The sequence below is a fragment of the Streptomyces sp. Root1304 genome, from assembly GCF_001426405.1.
In the GTDB taxonomy this organism is placed as follows: domain Bacteria; phylum Actinomycetota; class Actinomycetes; order Streptomycetales; family Streptomycetaceae; genus Streptomyces.
Genome location: NZ_LMEP01000012.1, coordinates 234,706 through 252,963 on the forward strand (window position 1 = coordinate 234,706; position 18,258 = coordinate 252,963).

Below are 18,258 nucleotides of genomic sequence, written 5' to 3' on the forward strand. Positions count from 1 at the left end.
AGACCTTGACCGTTCGAAGCTCCGGCGGTACGCATGGTGACGGTTCGGATATACAAGTCGACAGACGCGCCCAACCGCTCGAAGGGGACCCAGCCTGTGAGACAGCGCCGAAGGATTCCGCGCCTGATCGGATCACTGCTCCTGGTCGCCGCCGCCGGGGTCGGCTGCGGTGAGGCCACCGCCGTCGGCAGGACGGCCGACAAGAACGGCGGGGCCGCCACCGAGCCCGAGGTCCGCCCGCTCGGCCGCATCGTGCCCGTACCCGCGTCCGTCGCCCCCGAGGGCGAGCCCTACACCCTGACCCGCACCACCCGCATCGGCGTCGACGAGACCTCCCGCGCGACCCGGGACGTGGGCCGCTACCTCGCCGGACTCCTCCGCCCCTCCACCGGCTTCCCGCTGCCCGTCGTCGACGAGGCCGGGGCCCGCGGCGGCATCCGTCTCCGCCTCGACCCCGAAGACACCGGGCTCGGCGACGAGGGCTACCGGCTGCACTCCGCGCCCGACGGCCTCACCCTCACGGCCCATGCCCCCGCGGGTCTCTTCCGCGGCGTCCAGACCCTCCGCCAGCAGCTCCCCTCCGCCGTCGAGCGCCGCAGCGTCCAGGCCGGGCCCTGGAAGGTCGCCGGCGGCACCATCACCGACACCCCGCGCTACGGCTACCGGGGCGCCATGCTCGACGTCGCCCGCCACTTCTTCACCGTCGACGAGGTGAAGAGGTACATCGACCAGCTCGCCCTCTACAAGGTCAACACCCTCCATCTGCACCTCTCCGACGACCAGGGCTGGCGCATCGCCGTCGACTCCTGGCCCCGCCTCGCCACCTACGGCGGCTCCACCGAGGTCGGCGGCGGGCCCGGCGGGTACTACACCAAGGCGGAGTACCAGGAGATCGTCCGGTACGCGGCCTCCCGCTACCAGGAGGTCATCCCCGAGATCGACATGCCGGGCCACACCTTCGCGGCCCTCGCCTCCTACGCCGAGCTCAACTGCGACGGGGTCGCGCCTCCCCTCTACACCGGCATCAAGGTCGGCCTCAGCTCGCTCTGCGCGCCGAAGCCCGTCACGTACGACTTCGTCGACGACGTGATCCGCGAGATCGCCGCGCTGACCCCCGGCCGGTACGTCCACATCGGCGGTGACGAGGCGCACTCCACCAGCCACGCGGACTACGTGACCTTCATGGACAAGGTGCAGCCGGTCGTCGCCAAGTACGGCAAGAAGGTCGTCGGCTGGCACCAGCTGACCGGCACGACGCCCGCGCCCGGCGCGCTCGTCCAGTACTGGGGCCTCGACCGCACGCCCGCCGCGGAGAAGGAGCGGGTCGCCGCCGCCGCCCGGAACGGCGCCGGGCTGATCCTGTCGCCCGCGGACCGCACGTACCTCGACATGAAGTACACGAAGGACACCCGCCTGGGCCTGGCCTGGGCCGGCTACGTGGAGGTCCGCAAGTCCTACGACTGGAACCCGGCGACGTATCTGCCGGGGGCCCCGGAGGACGCCGTACGGGGCGTGGAGGCGCCCCTGTGGACGGAGACCCTGGCCACGACGGACGACCTCGACGTGATGGCCTTCCCGCGCCTTCCGGGCGTGGCGGAACTGGGCTGGTCCCCGGCGTCCACCCACGACTGGAACACCTACAGGGAACGCCTGGCGGAACAGGCCCCGAGGTTCGAGGCCCTGGGCATCGACTGGTACCGCTCACCGGAGGTGCCCTGGCCGGCGGAGTAGAAGCCGGTACGCCCACGGGGAACGCCCGGCCGGGGGAGCCCCCGGCCGGGCGTTCGGCGTATCGGTGAGGCGGGTCGGACGGCGCCGAGCGCCGGGCCGGTGGGCCGCTTCGAGTCACGGACGGGGACGGGGACGGTGCCGCGTGAGGCGGCGAGGTTGGTGGCGACCTCGACGCAGTTGCCGCCGTTGGATCTGTAGGAGGAGTCGGTCGTCATGACATGCCCTTTCGTACCTCTTGGATCAGGGCCACCGACTCCGCCTGGGAGAGGCTTTCGGCCTGGAGCTGAAGGAAACGCACCAGCAGGGGCCTCACAGCGTTACTCTCCCGCTCCACGATCCCCCGCGAGATCCAGGACGAGACGGGCTGCCTGGTGCACGTGAACGCGTACCTGACCCCTCCGGGCGCGCAGGGGCTCAAGTACCACTACGACCCGTACGTCACGCTGATCGTCCAGCTCGCGGGGCGGAAGGCGTGGCCGCTGCATCCTCCCTTCGTCGAGAACCCGACGACGGAGTACGGCAACTTCCTGGAGTACCTGATCGGCGCGCTTCTGCTCCTGGAGTCCGGAACCGTGGCCGAGCTCGCCAGGAAGGCTGCCGCCGGTGCCGGGCGGTGAGGGGGCCCCGGCCCGGCATTGGCACGCGTACGCGTACACCGGGCGGTCGTATCCGGAGTCCGCGATCCGGCGGAAGGAGGCCCCGGCCGACTATCCGCCGATCGAGCTCAAGGACTGGCTGCGGCGGCCCGCCGCGCAGGTGGTGGCGACCTACGCCGACGCGGAAGCCGCCGTCGCCTGGGTCGAGGGGGAGCTGACCCAGAACCCTCCGGCGGACCTGGAGCACTTCCCGCTCTGGGACCGGCTGCGGCACGTCGAGGAGACGCTGCGGCTGACGGCGGGGAGCGACGTGGTCCAGGGCTACTACTCCAAGGCGCAGCAGTACGTGTCCCGCGCACTCATCGCATGCGCGCGAGCGGGGTGACTCCTGCCCCTACGAAGGCGCGTGACCCACCGGCTCGGCAGCGACCGGCAGGGTCCCCGCACGGTACGGGCAAGATGCGAGCCCCGGCGGAGGACCGTACTCCGGCGGGGCTCGCATCGGTTCGGGGTGTCAGGCGAAGCGGGCTATCGGGTTCGTCAGGTCGCCGACCAGCTGGAGGGCCGCCGACGGGTCCGCCAGGTCGACCATCTGCTTGTTGTTGCGGAGCTGGAGGCGGTTCAGGGCCGACAGGGCGAAGGTCTCCGCGAACATGTCGTACTGGGCGAACCGGTCCGCCAGTTCAGGCTTCGACCGCTCGTAACCGCGGACGCACTCCGCGACCGTGCGCCAGAACTCGTCCTCGTGCAGCACGCCCTCCGTCGCCAGCGTCGCCGCCAGGAAGCGGAAGAAGCAGTCGAAGACGTCCGTGAAGACCGACAGGAGCTTCATGTCCTCCGGGACGTCGGCGCGCACCCGCTCCACCGCCGGCGGCAGGACCGCCGACGGGTCCATGACGACGATCTCCTCCGCGATGTCCTTGAAGACCGCCCGCACCACCGACCCGCGCTCGTCCAGGACCAGGATCACGTTCTCGCCGTGCGGCATGAACGCCAGGTCGTACGCGTAGAAGCTGTGCAGCACCGGGAGCAGGTACGCGTCCAGGTAGCGCCGGAGCCACACCGTCGGCGCCTCGCCGGACTCCTTGATCAGCGCCCCCGCGAACGACGCGCCCGCGTGGTCCACATGGAGCAGGGAGGCCATCGTCGCCAGCCGCTCGCCCTCGGCGAGGGTCGGCACCGGCGACTCGCGCCAGAGCGCCGCCAGCATCTTGCGGTACGGCGAGTAGCGGTCGGTCGCCGCCTCGTACTCCAGGTGCCGGTAGCCCACCGCCGCCCGCTCCCGGATGATCGAGAACCGGGCCGCCGCGAACACCCCGTCGGAGGCGATCAGACCGGCCAGCCAGTCGTTGATCGCCGGCGTCGCCTCCATGTACGCGGCCGAAAGCCCCCGCATGAAGCCCATGTTGAGCACCGAGAGGGCCGTCTTCACATAGTGCTTCGCCGGGTCCGAGGTGTTGAAGAACGTACGGATCGACTGCTGCGCCAGATACGTGTCCTCGCCCTCGCCCAGGTACACCAGGCGCTCCCGCGCCACCTCCGCCGCGAAGGTCACGGACAGCTTGTTCCACCACTGCCAGGGGTGGCAGGGCATCAGGAGGTACTCCGCCGGGTCCAGGCCCCGCGCGGCCAGCGTCGCCGCGAAGCCGTCCACCGCCGCGTCGCCCAGCTCCGCGCGGACGAAGGAGTCGTACTCGATGTCCGCGCCCGCCGTGAACGTCGCCCGGTCCCGCCGCGCCGCCAGCCAGATCAGCCGGATCCCGCTCGCCGCCTCGGGGGCGTACGCGCGGAACTCGTCCACGCCGAAGCCGAGCCGGCCGTTGTTGGCGACGAAGCAGGGGTGCCCCTCCGTCATCCCCGTCTCGATCGCCTGGAAGCCGGCGCGGGCCAGCTCGGCGGAGGTCACGGGCGGCTTCGTCGACTTGTAGGCCGTACCGGCGAGGGTGGAGGAGATCTCCTCCAGGTACACCGGGAGGACCTCGTCGCCCAGCCCGAGCGAACCCCGGAGTTCGATGATGAACTCCAGTGCGTCGAGCGGGAGTTGCTCGTCACCGCGATGGCGGCTGATCGAGTCCGGATAGACCTGCCAGTGGTCGAGTGCGAACCGGTCCGCCGTGAAGCGGTACTCGGTCGCGCCGTCGTCACTGAGCACCCCGTACCGGCTCTCGCCCAGCTCCCTCGGGTGCAGCAGCCGCTCGTGGGCGAACTCGGCGAGGCCCTTGCGGATGAGGGCGCGGTTGGCGTCGGCCCAGCGCGCGGGGGTGAGGTGCGCGACGGGGTTCGCGGCCCCGGCCGCCGGTGCGGAGGAGGCCGGTGCGGTGCGGGCCGGTGCGGAGGACGTCGCGGCCTCGGCCGCCGTGCCCGGAGTGCTCGTGCTCACGCCGTCGCCCCCACTGCCGTCTCGAACTGCGCCCGCGTGCAGAAGCTCAGCAGCGCCTTCTTCTCCGGCTTCTGGATCTCCCGCTCCGGTACGAAGCCCACGGCCTCGTTCAGCGCGTGCACCGCCTTGTTGCCCACGTCGGGCTCGACGACCACCCGCGCGGTCGCCGGGTCCGCGAACAGCTCCGTCATCACGGCCGTGATCACCATCCGGGTGAAGCCGTGCACGGGCGTGTCCGTGGGGGCGACGAGGAAGTGCATGCCGACGTCGCCCGGCCGCGGCTCGTACAGCCCGACCAGCTCCAGCCGCGCCGGGTCGTAGCGCTCCATCAGGAAGGCCGGCTCGCCGTCGACGAGACCGACGAAGGCCTCGTGGTGCGGGTGGGCGGCGATGGCCGCGTACTCGCGCTCGACGTCCTGGAGCGTCGCGCCCTGCATCATCCAGAAGGCGGCTTTCGGGTGGGTGACCCAGGGGTGGATCAGCCCGGCGTCCTTCGACGGGTCGAAGGGACGTATCGATACGGTCATGCCGCGAACTCCTGGAAGGCGATGGTCTTCTCGACGGGGTAGTACTCGCGGCCCAGCATCGCGCCGATGATGTACGCGTTGCGGTACGCCCCCATGCCGAGGTCGGGCGAGGTGATCGAGTGCGTGTGCACCCCGGCGTTCTGCAGGAAGACCCCGCTGCCGGTCGTGTCGATCGCGTAGTTGCGGGCCACGTCGAAGCGGCCCTGTCCGTCCCAGGTGAGGCGGTCGCGGACCGGCTCCAGGAACGCGGGGACGGCGTACTTGTACCCGGTGGCGAGGATCAGGCCCTCGGTCTCCAGGGTGAAGTCCTTCTCCTGCTCCTCCTGGCGGAAGCCGAGGGCGTACGTCCCCGCCGTGGCATCGTACGCGGCCGTGTGCAGCGCCGAGTTGGTGAGCAGCCGGGTGGGGACCGGGCCGGCCAGGTTCTTCTGGTAGAGCAGGTCGAAGATCGCGTCGATCAGCTCGCCGTCGATGCCCTTGAAGAGACCCTTCTGCTCCGTCTCCAGGCGGTAGCGGGTCCGCTCGGGAAGCGCGTGGAAGTAGTCCACGTACTCCGGGGAGGTCATCTCCAGGGTGAGCTTGGTGTATTCGAGGGGGAAGAAGCGCGGGGAGCGGGTGACCCAGTTCAGCCGGTAGCCGTGGGCGTCGATCTCGCTCAGGAGGTCGTAGTAGATCTCTGCGGCGCTCTGGCCGCTGCCGACCAGGGTGATCGACTTCTTCTTCTGCAGCTCCGCCTTGTTCGGGAGGTAGCGCGAGTTGTGGATCAGGTCGCCGCTGAGGTCGCGGCAGGTCTCGGGGACGTACGCGGGGGTGCCGGTGCCGAGGACCAGACGGCGGGAGCGGAACGTTTCGCCGGACTCGGTGGAGATGGCGTACACCTCCTCGGCCTCGTCGTAGGTCACGGTCGTCACCGTCGTCGAGAAGCGGACCGAGGAGAGTTTCCCGGCGGCCCAGCGGCAGTAGTCGTTGTACTCGGTCCGCAGCGGGTAGAAGTTCTCGCGGATGTAGAACGAGTACAGTCGGCCCTTCTCCTTCAGGTAGTTGAGGAAGGAGTACGGCGAGGTCGGGTCGGCCATCGTGACCAGGTCCGACATGAACGGGGTCTGGAGGTGGGCGCCTTCGAGGAACATCCCCGAGTGCCACTCGAAGTCCGGCTTCGACTCCAGGAAGAGGCCGTTCAGCTCGTCGACCGGCTCGGTCAGGCAGGCGAGTCCGAGGTTGAACGGACCGAGCCCGATGCCGATGAAATCGAGGGTCTGAGCCGTCTCAGGCGTGGACAAGGTTCTCTCCCAGGTACTGCTCGGCGTGGCCGGCTATCAGATCGAGGACGGCGGCGATGTCGGCCGCGGTGGTCTCGGGGTTGAGCAGGGTGAACTTGAGGTACTGGCGGCCGTCGACCTTCGTGCCGGCGACGACGGCCTCGCCGGAGGCGAAGAGGGCCTTGCGGGCGTGGAGGTTGGCCCGGTCGATCTCCTCGGGGGAGACGACGGCCTCCGGGACGTACCGGTAGACGAGGGTGGAGAGCTGCGGCTCGACGACCACGTCGTAGCGCGGGTCGGCGGCGAGCAGCGCGAAGCCCTCGGCGGCCAGGTCGCAGACCTCGTCGAAGAGCTGCCCGACGCCGTCGGCGCCCATCACGCGCAGCGTCATCCAGAGCTTGAGCGCGTCGAAGCGGCGGGTGGTCTGGAGGGACTTGTCCACCTGGTTGGGGATCTTCTCGGCGACCGTCCGGCGCGGGTTGAGATAGTCCGCGTGGTACGTCGCGTGCCGCAGCGTGGCGCCGTCGCGGACCAGCAGGGCGGAGGAACTGACCGGCTGGAAGAAGGACTTGTGGAAGTCGACGGTGACCGAGTCGGCCCGCTCGATGCCGTCCAGGAGGTGGCGGCGGGTCGGCGAGGCCAGCAGCCCGCAGCCGTAGGCGGCGTCCACGTGCATCCAGGCGCCGTACTCCTCGGCCAGTGCGGCGATCTCGGGCAGCGGGTCGATCGAGCCGAAGTCGGTGGTGCCGGCGGTGGCGACGATCGCCATCGGGATCAGGCCCTCGGCGCGGCAGGCCTCCAGTTCGGCGGCGAGGACGACGGACTGCATCCGCTTGTTCCGGTCGACCGGGATGGAGAGGACGGCGTCCGGGCCGAGACCGAGGAGGGTGGCCGACTTCTGGACGCTGAAGTGGCTGCACTCGGAGGCGAAGACGCGGAGTGCGGACAGGTCGGCGGGGCGGGTGGGGCCGTTGCGGCCGGCCCGGCGCGCCGTCGCCTCCTCGCGGGCCAGGAGCAGCGCCTGCAGGTTGGACTGGGTGCCGCCGCTGGTGAACACCCCGTCGGCGAGCGGGCCGAGGCCGACGCGGCCGGTGGTCCAGTCGACGAGCCTGCGCTCGATGAGAGTGCCGCCCGCGCTCTGGTCCCAGGTGTCCAGCGAGGAGTTGACCGCCGAGAGGACGGCCTCGCCGAGGACGGCGGGGATGACCACGGGGCAGTTGAGGTGGCCGAGGTAGCGGGGGTGGTGGAAGTAGACGGCGTCGCGGAGGTAGACGCTCTCCAGCTCGTCGAGGGCGGCGGAGGCGTCGCCGAGCGGCCGGTCGAGGTCGACGGCGTCGACGACGGGCGCGAGCTCGGCGGGGGTCACCCCGGTGAACGGGCCGCGCGTCGCGGCGAGTTTCCTCGCCACCCGCTCCACTCCTTCGGTGACGGAGCGCCGGTAGCTCTCCGCCGTCGTGTCGTTGAGCAGGTGGCAACGCATGTGTGGGGGCCCTTCCGGGAGCGGACTCGGTCGGTTTCAGTAAGGTTAGCCTAACCTAACTTCCACGCACAACGGCCCCTCGGCCCTGGAGGGCTGAGGGGCCGTCGGCCCTGTGGGGGTGAGGGGGGCGGGGCTACGCCGCGTCCTGCGTCGCCTTGTCCTGCGCCTTGTCCTGCGCCTCGTCCTGTGTCGTCTCGTCCGGGACCTCGCGCAGCGCGTCCTCGGACAGCCCCTTGCGCCAGTAGCCGACGAAGGTCACCCGGCGCCGGTCGAGCGCGCGCTCCCGCACGAAGTGCCTGCGGAGCGCCTTCACCGCACCCGACTCGCCGGCGATCCAGACGTACGGGTCCTCCCCGGGAAGCTCCGTCCCGCGCACCGCGTCCACGGCGGACGGCGCCCCCTCCTCCCGTACGAGCCAGGTGACGGTCGCGTCGGCGCGGGTCGACAGCTCCATGCGGTCGCCGGAGTACGGCACTTCGAGGAAGACCCGGGCCCGGGTGTCGGCCGGCAGCCACTCCAGGATCGCCGAGGCGGCCGGGAGTGCCGTCTCGTCCGCCCAGATGACGACGGAGTCGGCGTCCTCGGGCAGCCGGAAGCGGACGCCGGTGTTCTCGGCGACGGCCGGGCCCAGCACGACCACCCGGTCGCCGGGCGCGGCGCGGCCGGCCCAGCGGCAGGCGGGGCCGCCGTCCTCGTGGACCGCGAAGTCGATGTCCACCTCGTGCACCGGCTCGGTGCGCTGCTCGCGGACGGTGTACGAGCGCATCACGGCGCGCTCGTCGTCGGGCATCGCGCGCCAGGCGCCGAGGATCGCGTACATGTCCGGTTCGTCCAGCGGCGGCAGGACGGGGGCCGGCTGGCCGGGGTGCGGCAGGAAGAGCGAGAGCGACTGGTCACGGCCGCCGGCGGCGAAGTTCTTCAGCGCGTCCCCGGTGAAGGTGACCCGGACCAGGGACGGGCCGAGCCGCCGGGTCCGGTCGACCTGGAGGGGGAAGAACTGGAAGGGAGCGGTCTCGGCTTGCGTCATGAGAATGTAGGTTAGCCTAACCTCATTAATCCCCAAAGGGGTACGGGGAAGCCCGCCGCCCCGAGGGGACGACGGGCTCGCCGCGGGAAGCGGACCGGATCAGGCCGGCAGGCCCAACTCCCGTGCGATCAGCATCCGCTGGACCTCGCTGGTGCCCTCGCCGATCTCCAGGATCTTCGAGTCGCGCCACATCCGGGCCACCGGGTACTCGTTCATGAAGCCGTAGCCGCCGTGGATCTGGGTCGCCTCACGGGCGTTGTCCACCGCCACCGTCGAGGAGTACAGCTTCGCGATGGCCGCCTCCTTCTTGAACGGCTCGCCGAGGACCAGCCGCGACGCCGCGTCCCGCCAGCCGATCCGCGCCATGTGCGCCTTCGTCTCCATGTCGGCGATCTTGAACTGGATGGCCTGGTTGTCCGCGATCGGGCGGCCGAAGGCGTGCCGCTCGTGCGCGTACTTCACCGACTCGTCGACACAGCCCTGCGCGAGACCCGTCGCGAGCGCGGCGATGGCGACCCGGCCCTCGTCGAGGATGCGCAGGAACTGCGCGTACCCGCGGCCCTCCTCGCCGAGCAGGTTCTCCACCGGGACGCGGACGTCGACGAACGACAGCTCACGGGTGTCCGAGGCGTTCCAGCCGACCTTCGAGTACGGGGCGGCGACCGTGAAGCCCGGGGTGCCGGAGGGCACGATGATCGAGGAGATCAGCGGGCGCCCGTCGGGCTTGCGGCCGGTGACCGCCGTGACCGTCACCAGCTCGGTGATGTCCGTACCGGAGTTGGTGATGAAGCACTTCGAGCCGTTGATCACCCAGTGGTCGCCGTCACGGACGGCGGTGGTGCGGGTGCCGCCCGCGTCGCTGCCGGCCCCCGGCTCGGTCAGCCCGAACGCGCCGAGCGCCTCTCCGCTGCACAGCTTCGGCAGCCACGCGCGCTTCTGCTCCTCGGTGCCGAAGCGGAACACCGGCATCGCGCCCAGCGAGACGCCGGCCTCCAGGGTGATCGCGACGGAGGAGTCGACCCGGGCCAGCTCCTCCAGGGCGATCCCGAGCGCCAGGTAGTCGCCGCCCATGCCGCCGTACTCCTCGGGGAACGGCAGCCCGAACAGGCCCATGCGGCCCATCTCGCGGACGATCTCGTACGGGAACTCGTGCCGCTCGTAGAGGTCGCCGATCTTCGGCGCCACCACGTCGTGCGCGAACGCCTCGACGGTACGGCGGAGTTCCTCGTGCTCTGCGGAGAGCCGGTGGTCGAGGGACATGGTGTTCGTCACTCCTTGTGGGAGAGGGCGCGGACGGTACGGGAAGGGCTGGGGCGGCCCAGCTGTTCGGCCATCCACACGCTCGTGGCGGTGAGGGCGGCCAGGTCGACCCCGGTCTCGATGCCGAGACCGTCGAGCATCCACACGAGGTCCTCGGTGGCGAGATTGCCGGTCGCGCTCTTCGCGTACGGGCAGCCGCCGAGGCCTCCGGCGGAGGCGTCGACCGTCGTCACCCCGTGGCGCAGCGCGGCCAGGGTGTTGGACAGGGCCTGCCCGTAGGTGTCGTGGAAGTGCACGGCGATACGGGAGGTGGGGACACCGGCCTCGTTCAGACCCGTGAGCAGGGCCCGGACATGACCGGGGGTGGCGACGCCGATGGTGTCGCCGAGGCTCAGCTCGTCGCAGCCCATGTCGGCGAGGGCCTTGGTGACGCGGACGACCTGCTCGACCGGCACGGCCCCCTCCCAGGGGTCGCCGAAGCACATCGACAGGTAGCCGCGGACCGTGAGCCCCGCCTCTATGGCGCGGGTGACCGTCGGCGCGAACATCGCGAGCGCCTCGTCGACGGTCCGGTTCAGGTTGGCCTTCGCGAAGGACTCGGTCGCCGAGGCGAACACGGCGACCTCACGGGCGCCCAGCGCGAGGGCGCGGTCGAGACCGCGCTCGTTCGGCACCAGCACCGGCAGCCGGACGGGGAGGTCGCGGACGCGCGGGAACAGCTCCTCCGCGTCCGCCAGCTGGGGCACCCACTTCGGGTGCACGAAGCTGGTCGCCTCGATCGTGGAGAGCCCGGCGGCGGCCAGCCGCCGCACGAACTCCGCCTTCACATCGGTCGGGACGGCCGTCTTCTCGTTCTGCAGCCCGTCCCGGGCGCCGACCTCGTGGATCCGGACCCGGGCGGGGAGCGCGGGGTCGGGGACGGTCATGGGCAGGGTCATTCCGCGGCCTCCTCGTGGGGGGTCACCACGGCCAGGACCTGGTCCATGGCGACGGTGGTGCCGGGCGTGACGTCCAGTTCGGTGACCGTGCCGGCGTGCGGGGCGGAGATGACGTGCTCCATCTTCATCGCCTCGACCACCAGCAGGCTCTGCCCGGCCTCGACCTCGTCCCCGACGGCCACCTTCACGACGGTCACCGTCCCGGGCATGGGCGCGGCGAGCGTGTCGGCACCGCCGTGCCGGGCACCGGAGAGGGCGGCGGCGACGGGGTCGTGATCCAGGACGTGCCAGGAGTCGCCGTCACGGCCCAGCCAGTCGCCGGCATGGCGGAAGGTGTGGGTGACGCCGTCCAGGGTGACCGCCACCGCGGTGTCCGTGACCCGGGCGCCGGCCGGCGCCCCGACCGTGACGGGTTCGTGGCCCGGTACGCGGAACGGGAAGGCGAGCGGCTTCGCGGTGCCGCCGAGACGCCAGCCGCTCGGCACGTCGAACGGGTCCGTCCAGCCGTCCCGGACCCGGGGGGCCAGCCCCGCGAGCCGTACGGCCGCCGCCGCCGCGTACACCTCCTCCGGAACGCCCTCCGGGACCAGGCTCTCCGCGTCCCGCTCCACCAGCCCCGTGTCCAGCGCCCCCGACACGACGTCCGGGTGGGCCAGGAGACGGCGGAGGAAGCCCGCGTTCGTCGGGACGCCCAGGGTGACCGTGTCCGCCAGGGCCGCGCGGAGCCTGCGCAGGGCCGCCTCGCGGGTCGGGGCGTGGACGATGACCTTCGACAGCATCGGGTCGTAGAGCGACGAGACCTCCGTGCCCTCCGAGAGGCCCGAGTCCGTGCGGACCCCGGCGCCCGCCGGCTCGTCCAGCGCCAGGACCGTACCGCCCGAGGGCAGGAAACCGCGCGAGGGGTCCTCCGCGCAGATACGGGCCTCGATCGCCCAGCCGTCCAGCCGGACGTCCTCCTGCGCGAACGGCAGCGGCTCGCCCGACGCCACCCTCAGCTGCCACTCCACCAGGTCGACGCCGGTGATCAGCTCGGTCACCGGGTGCTCGACCTGGAGGCGGGTGTTCATCTCCATGAAGTAGTACGAGGACGGGTCGCCGCCCGGCACGATGAACTCGACCGTGCCCGCGCCGACATACCCGCAGGACCGCGCCGCCTCGACCGCCGCCGCGCCCATCGACGCCCGGATCTCCGGGGTCAGCAGGACGCTCGGCGCCTCCTCGATGATCTTCTGGTGGCGCCGCTGGAGCGAGCACTCGCGCTCGCCCAGGTGGATCACGTTCCCGTGGGCGTCCGCGAGGACCTGGATCTCGATGTGCCGGGGCCGGTCGATCCACCGCTCCACCAGGAGGGTGTCGTCGCCGAAGGACGCGCGGGCCTCGCGCCGGGCCGCCGCGATCTCGTCCTCCAGGACCGACAGGTCCCGGACGAGCCGCATGCCCTTGCCGCCGCCGCCCGCGCTCGGCTTGAGCAGCACGGGCGCGCCCAGCTCGCGGGAGGCCTCCACGATGTCGGGGTCCGCGGCGCCGGGCACCACGGGCACGCCCGCCGCCTTCACCGTCTCCTTCGCCCGGATCTTGTCGCCCATCAGGGAGATCGCGGAGGCGGAGGGGCCGATGAAGACCAGGCCCGCGTCCGCGCAGGCCTGCGCGAAGCCGGCGTTCTCCGCGAGGAAGCCGTAGCCGGGGTGGACGGCCTGCGCGCCGGTCCGCCGGGCCGCGTCGAGCAGCGCCGGGACGGACAGGTACGACTCGGAGGCCGGCGGCGGGCCGATCCGTACCGCCGTGTCCGCCTCCCGTACGTGCCGGGCGTCGGCGTCCGCGTCGCTGTACACGGCCACCGAGCGGACGCCCATCTCCCGCAGGGTGCGGATGACGCGGACGGCGATCTCGCCCCGGTTGGCCACGAGGACGGTGTCGAACATGCTGTGCATCTCCTGGGGGCCCTTCACATCCGGAAGACGCCGAACTGGGGGTCTCCCAGGGGCGCGTTGGCACAGGCGGTCAGGGCGAGTCCGAGGACCTGCCGGGTCTCCATCGGGTCGATGACCCCGTCGTCCCAGAGCCGGGCGGTCGCGTAGTAGGCGTTGCCCTGGCTGTCGTACTGCTCGCGGATCGGGGCCTTGAAGGACTCCTCGTCCTCCGCGCTCCAGTCGTCGCCGAGCTGGTCCCGCTTGACGGTCGCGAGGACCGACGCGGCCTGCTCGCCGCCCATCACCGAGATCTTGGCGTTCGGCCACATCCACAGGAAGCGCGGGGAGTACGCCCGGCCGCACATCGAGTAGTTGCCCGCGCCGTACGAACCGCCGACGACGACCGTCAGCTTCGGGACCCGGGTGGTCGCCACGGCCGTGACCATCTTGGCGCCGTGCTTGGCGATGCCGCCGTGCTCGTACGCCTTGCCGACCATGAAGCCGGTGATGTTCTGCAGGAAGACGAGCGGGATGCCGCGCTGGTCGCACAGCTCGATGAAGTGCGCGCCCTTCTGGGCGGACTCGGCGAACAGGATGCCGTTGTTGGCGACGATGCCGACCGGGTGGCCGTGGATCCGGGCGAAGCCGGTGATCAGCGTCTGCCCGTACTCGGACTTGAACTCCTGGAAGCGGGAGCCGTCCACCACCCGGGCGATGACCTCGCGCACGTCGTACGGGGTGCGGGAGTCGACCGGCACCGCGCCGTAGAGCCCGGCAGGGTCGACCTTCGGCTCCTCGACCGGTTCGACCGACCAGGGGAGCGGGGCGCGTTCCGGGAGGGTGGCGACGATGTTCCGGACGATCCGCAGCGCGTGGGCGTCGTCCTCGGCGAGGTGGTCGGTGACGCCGGAGATCCGGGAGTGGACCTCGCCGCCGCCCAGCTCCTCCGCCGTGACGACCTCACCGGTCGCGGCCTTCACCAGCGGCGGACCGCCGAGGAAGATCGTGCCCTGGTTCCGTACGATCACGGCCTCGTCGCTCATCGCCGGGACGTACGCGCCACCGGCCGTGCAGGAGCCCATGACCGCGGCGATCTGCGGGATGCCCGCGCCCGACATCCGGGCCTGGTTGTAGAAGATCCGGCCGAAGTGCTCCCGGTCGGGGAAGACCTCGTCCTGCATCGGCAGGAAGGCGCCGCCCGAGTCGACCAGATAGAGGCAGGGGAGACGATTCTCCAGCGCCACTTCCTGGGCCCGCAGGTGCTTCTTCACCGTCATCGGGTAGTACGTGCCGCCCTTGACGGTCGCGTCGTTCGCGACGATCACGCACTCGCGGCCGCTGACCCGGCCGATGCCCGCGATGACGCCGGCCGCCGGGGCCGCGTCGCCGTACATGCCGTTCGCCGCGAGCGGGGCCAGCTCAAGGAAGGGCGAGCCCGGGTCGAGGAGCGTGTCCACCCGGTCGCGCGGCAGCAGCTTCCCGCGCGCGGTGTGCCGGGCCCGCGACTTCTCGCCGCCGCCCAGCGCTGCGGCGGCGAGCTTGTCGCGCAGGGTCGCGGCCAGCTCGTGGTGCGCCGCCTCGTTCGCCTGCCAGGCCGGCGAGGCGGGGTCCGCCGCACTCGCCAGCACAGGTGCCTGCTGCATCCCTCGAGCTCCCTTGCTCGGTTAATGAGCGTTAACGTATGACGCTCAGGTTAACGACCGCTAACGGGGTTGTCTAGAATCGACTTCATGACCACGACCCCGACCGCCACCGGCAGGACCGACGCGCCGACCCGCCGCGAGCAGATCCTCAAGGAGGCCGCCCGCCTCTTCGCCGAGCGCGGGTTCCACGGCGTCGGCGTGGACGAGATAGGGGCCGCCGTCGGCATCAGCGGCCCCGGGCTCTACCGGCACTTCCCCGGCAAGGACGCGATGCTCGCCGAGCTGCTGGTCGGCATCAGCGAGCGGCTCCTGTCCGGCGGACGCCTGCGCGTGGCCGAAGCCGACGGGGACCCGCGCGTCCTCCTCGGCTCCCTCATCGACGGGCACATCGACTTCGCCCTCGACGACCGGCCGCTGATCACGCTCCACGACCGCGAGCTGGACCGCCTCAAGGACGAGGACCGCAAGCGGGTGCGGCAGCTCCAGCGGCAGTACGTGGAGCTGTGGGTCACGGTCGTGCGCGAGCTGTACCCGGACGCGGGGGAGTCGGAGTCCCGGACCGCCGTCCACGCCGTCTTCGGCCTGCTGAACTCCACCCCGCACCTGGCGGCGCTGGGCCGGGGCCCGATGGAGACCCTGCTCAAGCGACTGGCGCACGGGGCGTTCGGGGCGCTCGGGGGGTAGGTCGGGGCGGGTCCGGGCGCAGGTCCGGGCGCAGGCCCCCGGCGGGTCCGACAGCGGGTCCGGCGGCCGGTTCCGGTGGGCTCCGGCAGGCCCCTCCGCGGCATCCGACGGGTCCACGGGACGAAACGATTGCCCGTGACGTGGCGGCGTCCTCCAGAATGAACCCCATGCCGATACTCAGCCGCCCCGCCCTCGTCGAGCACCTCGTCCGCACCCGGATCGCGGGAGACGTCGCGACCCCGCGCGACAACAACCTCTCCCACTACCGCAAGCTCGCCAACGGCGACCGGCACTACTGGCTCGGCCTGGAGCTCGGTGACCGCTGGACCGACGAGCAGGACGTGCTCGCCGTGATGGCCGAGCGCTGCGGAGTCATCGACGACCCGGCCCACCGCGCCGGCCAGGACACCATCGATCCCGAGCTGACCGTGGACGGCCTCGACCGGATGGCCGCCCGGCTGCGCAAGGCCGCCGCCGGCCGTGAGCGGGTCCTCTTCGCGACCGGTCACCCCGGGGCGCTGATCGACGTGCACAGCCGGGTCGCCGCCGCGCTGCGGGCCCAGGGCTGCGACATCGTCCGGATCCCCGGCGGGCTCGTCGCCGACGAGGGGTACGTGGTGCAGTTCGCGGACGTCGCCGTCTTCGAGCGCGGTGCCAGCCTCTGGCACACCCACTCCCCGGAGCCGATGAACGCGATCCTGGACGGGCTCGGCGAGGACGGCCGCCCCGACCTGGTGATCGCGGACCACGGCTGGGCCGGGCGCGCGGGCCAGCGGGGGATCGACTCCGTCGGGTACGCGGACTGCAACGACCCGGCACTCTTCATCGGAGAGGCGGAGGGCACGATGCAGGTCACGATCCCCCTGGACGACCACGTCCTGGACCCCCGCTACTACGAGCCGCTGACGGCGTACACGCTGGACGCGGCCGGGCTGGCCTGACGGCGCGGCGGGCCCCACCCGACGGGTCCCGCCTACCGCTCCCGCCCGTCCCGGCGCTGGGCCACGCCCGGTGTCGGGTCCAGGTACACCCGGCGGATCTGGGGGAAGCGTTCGCGGAGCTGTTGTTCGGCGTCCTCGCAGGCCCACTCGACCTGGGCCGCCGACGCCACGTCCCGGAAGTCGATCTTCGCCGCGATCAGGACCTCGCCGGGGCCCTGGATGAGGGTGGTCAGGTCGAGGACGTCCACGATGTGCGGGACGGAGAGCAGCTCCTCGCGGATCTCCTTCCGCATCGTGCGGGGGAGCGGCCGGCCGATGAGGAGTTCGGCGTTGGAGCGGCCCAGCACCCAGGCCACGTAGACCAGCAGGCAGCCGATCAGGATCGAGGCGACGCCGTCCCAGACGCCGGAGCCGGTGATCTGGCCGCCGAGGAGGCCGCCCGCCGCCAGCATGAGTCCGGCGAGGGCGGCGGAGTCCTCCATGACCACCGCCTTGACGGTGGTGTCGGGCATCAGCCGCAGATAGCGGGCGAAGGGGGCGCGCGCCCGCTCCGCCTCGGCCTTCACCTGCTTCACCCCGGTCCGCAGCGAGAAGCCCTCCAGGAGGAAGGCGACGCCGAGGACGACGTAGGAGATCAGCGGGTCGCCGAGCTCCTCGCCGTGGGTGAGGGTGTGGATGCCGTCGTAGACCGAGAAGACCGCGCCGCCCACGAAGGTGGCCACGGCCGCGAGCATCGCCCAGACGTAGCGCTCGCCCGCGTACCCCACCGGGTGGTCCTCGTCGGCCGGCTTCTCGCTCCGCTTGAGCGCGGTGAGCAGCATGACCTCGGTGACCGTGTCCGCGACGGAGTGCGCGGCCTCCGACAGCATCGCGCTGGATCCGCTGACGACACCGGCGACGGCCTTGGCGACGGCGATCCCCAGGTTCGCCACCGCCGCCACGATCACCGTGAAGGTGCTCTCACCGCTCCCCGACTGCTCCGTCATGACATCGGACGGTATGTCCGGTCATCGGCGCGGGACGCGAACGACACCCTCCTGGATGACGGAGATCGCGAGCCGCCCGTCCCGCGTGTAGATCCGGGCCTGGCCGAGACCGCGCCCGCCGGACGCGGTCGGCGACTCCTGGTCGTACAGGAGCCATTCGTCGGCGCGGAACGGCCGGTGGAACCACATCGCGTGGTCCAGGGAGGCCCCGACCACGTCCCCGACGGCCCAGCCGCCCCGCCCGTGGGCGAGGAGGACCGAGTCGAGCAGCGTCATGTCGGAGACGTACGTGGCGAGGACGACGTGCAGCAGGGGGTCGTCGGCGAGCTTGCCGTTGGTGCGGAACCACACCTGCGAGCGCGGCTCGCGCGGCTGCCCGACCGAACCCCAGGGCGGTACGTCCGCGTACCGCAGGTCCACCGCCGCGCGCGCCTCGACCAGCCGGTCCGCGACCTCGCGGGGGAGGTGGCGGGGGAGCATCTCGGCCGGTGTGGGCAGTGACTCCGGGTCCGGCGCGGGGGGCATGTCGACCTGGTGGTCGAGCCCCTCCTCGTACGTCTGGAAGGACGCCGAGAGGTGGAATATCGGCTGCCCGTGCTGGACCGCGACCACCCGGCGGGTGGTGAAGGAGCGTCCGTCGCGGATGCGGTCCACCGTGTAGACGATCGGGGCGCCCGGGTCGCCGGCGCGCAGGAAGTACGCGTGGAGCGAGTGGGCGAGCCGGTCGCCGGGCACGGTCCGGCCCGCCGCCACCAGCGCCTGGGCGGCCACCTGGCCGCCGAAGACGCGGGGGACGAGCGCGGACCGGGACTCACCCCGGAAGATGTCCCGCTCGATCCGCTCCAGGTCGAGCAGATCGAGCAGGCCGTCCAGGGCGCTGTGTGTGTCGGGCACCT

The 18,258-nt window shown here is 71.7% G+C and carries 16 protein-coding genes and 1 pseudogene; 5 read left to right on the forward strand and 12 right to left on the reverse strand.

Translation table 11 applies throughout. The annotated features are described in order from the left end of the window. Positions 1-96 precede the first annotated feature (96 nt). Positions 97-1,731: a beta-N-acetylhexosaminidase gene (locus tag ASD33_RS14005; RefSeq protein ID WP_056558527.1), complete on the forward strand. Its 1,635-nt coding sequence runs from the start codon at positions 97-99 to the stop codon at positions 1,729-1,731. Positions 1,732-1,817: 86 nt separating this feature from the next. On the opposite strand, the pseudogene ASD33_RS36285 reads toward ASD33_RS14005, so the two are convergent. Beyond that, a pseudogene (locus ASD33_RS36285) lies at positions 1,818-1,946 on the reverse strand (DUF397 domain-containing protein); the annotation flags it as partial. Between the two features lie 132 nt (positions 1,947-2,078). Here ASD33_RS36285 and ASD33_RS14010 point away from each other — a divergent pair. Together ASD33_RS14010 and ASD33_RS14015 are read left to right on the forward strand one after the other, a co-directional pair. After that, on the forward strand, positions 2,079-2,348 hold the full coding sequence (locus ASD33_RS14010) for a cupin domain-containing protein (protein ID WP_277922092.1): 270 nt from the start codon (positions 2,079-2,081) through the stop codon (positions 2,346-2,348). After that, a complete protein-coding gene (locus ASD33_RS14015) occupies positions 2,335-2,712 on the forward strand; it encodes a hypothetical protein (RefSeq protein WP_056558535.1) in 378 nt (125 codons plus the stop codon). Before ASD33_RS14010 ends, ASD33_RS14015 begins: the two co-directional genes overlap by 14 nt. 129 nt (positions 2,713-2,841) lie before the next feature. On the opposite strand, the gene ASD33_RS14020 is transcribed toward ASD33_RS14015, so the two are convergent. The 9 genes from ASD33_RS14020 to ASD33_RS14060 all read right to left on the reverse strand — a co-directional run bounded on the left by ASD33_RS14020 (position 2,842) and on the right by ASD33_RS14060 (position 14,751). Next, positions 2,842-4,554: an IucA/IucC family siderophore biosynthesis protein gene (locus ASD33_RS14020; RefSeq protein ID WP_056561361.1), complete on the reverse strand. Its 1,713-nt coding sequence runs from the start codon at positions 4,552-4,554 to the stop codon at positions 2,842-2,844. 149 nt (positions 4,555-4,703) lie between these two features. Beyond that, positions 4,704-5,234: a GNAT family N-acetyltransferase gene (locus ASD33_RS14025; RefSeq protein ID WP_056558538.1), complete on the reverse strand. Its 531-nt coding sequence runs from the start codon at positions 5,232-5,234 to the stop codon at positions 4,704-4,706. Beyond that, positions 5,231-6,514 carry a lysine N(6)-hydroxylase/L-ornithine N(5)-oxygenase family protein gene (locus ASD33_RS14030; protein ID WP_056558542.1) on the reverse strand — a complete coding sequence of 428 codons (1,284 nt, stop codon included), beginning with the start codon at positions 6,512-6,514 and terminating at the stop codon, positions 5,231-5,233. Before ASD33_RS14030 ends, ASD33_RS14025 begins: the two co-directional genes overlap by 4 nt. Further along, entirely contained in the window at positions 6,501-7,973 is a 1,473-nt protein-coding gene (locus ASD33_RS14035) for an aspartate aminotransferase family protein (protein WP_056558545.1), read from the reverse strand. Before ASD33_RS14035 ends, ASD33_RS14030 begins: the two co-directional genes overlap by 14 nt. 133 nt (positions 7,974-8,106) lie before the next feature. Then, positions 8,107-9,000, reverse strand: coding sequence for a siderophore-interacting protein (locus ASD33_RS14040; RefSeq protein WP_056558548.1), 894 nt, complete (start codon positions 8,998-9,000; stop codon positions 8,107-8,109). Between the two features lie 99 nt (positions 9,001-9,099). After that, complete coding sequence (locus ASD33_RS14045) at positions 9,100-10,260, reverse strand: acyl-CoA dehydrogenase family protein (RefSeq protein ID WP_056558551.1); 1,161 nt, start codon at positions 10,258-10,260, stop codon at positions 9,100-9,102. 8 nt (positions 10,261-10,268) lie between these two features. Next, positions 10,269-11,198, reverse strand: coding sequence for a hydroxymethylglutaryl-CoA lyase (locus tag ASD33_RS14050; protein WP_056558554.1), 930 nt, complete (start codon positions 11,196-11,198; stop codon positions 10,269-10,271). After that, positions 11,195-13,129 carry a biotin carboxylase N-terminal domain-containing protein gene (locus ASD33_RS14055; RefSeq protein WP_056561363.1) on the reverse strand — a complete coding sequence of 645 codons (1,935 nt, stop codon included), beginning with the start codon at positions 13,127-13,129 and terminating at the stop codon, positions 11,195-11,197. Before ASD33_RS14055 ends, ASD33_RS14050 begins: the two co-directional genes overlap by 4 nt. 14 nt (positions 13,130-13,143) lie before the next feature. After that, positions 13,144-14,751: a carboxyl transferase domain-containing protein gene (locus tag ASD33_RS14060; RefSeq protein WP_056558558.1), complete on the reverse strand. Its 1,608-nt coding sequence runs from the start codon at positions 14,749-14,751 to the stop codon at positions 13,144-13,146. A gap of 87 nt (positions 14,752-14,838) precedes the next feature. On the opposite strand from ASD33_RS14060, the gene ASD33_RS14065 reads away from it, so the two are divergent. Both ASD33_RS14065 and ASD33_RS14070 read left to right on the forward strand, forming a co-directional pair. Further along, on the forward strand, positions 14,839-15,435 hold the full coding sequence (locus ASD33_RS14065) for a TetR/AcrR family transcriptional regulator (protein WP_056558561.1): 597 nt from the start codon (positions 14,839-14,841) through the stop codon (positions 15,433-15,435). Positions 15,436-15,602: 167 nt separating this feature from the next. Further along, positions 15,603-16,376 (forward strand): phosphatase, encoded by a 774-nt coding sequence (locus ASD33_RS14070; RefSeq protein ID WP_056558564.1) that lies wholly within the window; start codon positions 15,603-15,605, stop codon positions 16,374-16,376. A gap of 32 nt (positions 16,377-16,408) precedes the next feature. On the opposite strand, the gene ASD33_RS14075 is transcribed toward ASD33_RS14070, so the two are convergent. Beyond that, positions 16,409-17,362 carry a cation diffusion facilitator family transporter gene (locus ASD33_RS14075; protein WP_056558566.1) on the reverse strand — a complete coding sequence of 318 codons (954 nt, stop codon included), beginning with the start codon at positions 17,360-17,362 and terminating at the stop codon, positions 16,409-16,411. A gap of 21 nt (positions 17,363-17,383) precedes the next feature. Next, complete coding sequence (locus tag ASD33_RS14080) at positions 17,384-18,256, reverse strand: acyl-CoA thioesterase II (protein ID WP_056558570.1); 873 nt, start codon at positions 18,254-18,256, stop codon at positions 17,384-17,386. Positions 18,257-18,258 lie beyond the last annotated feature (2 nt).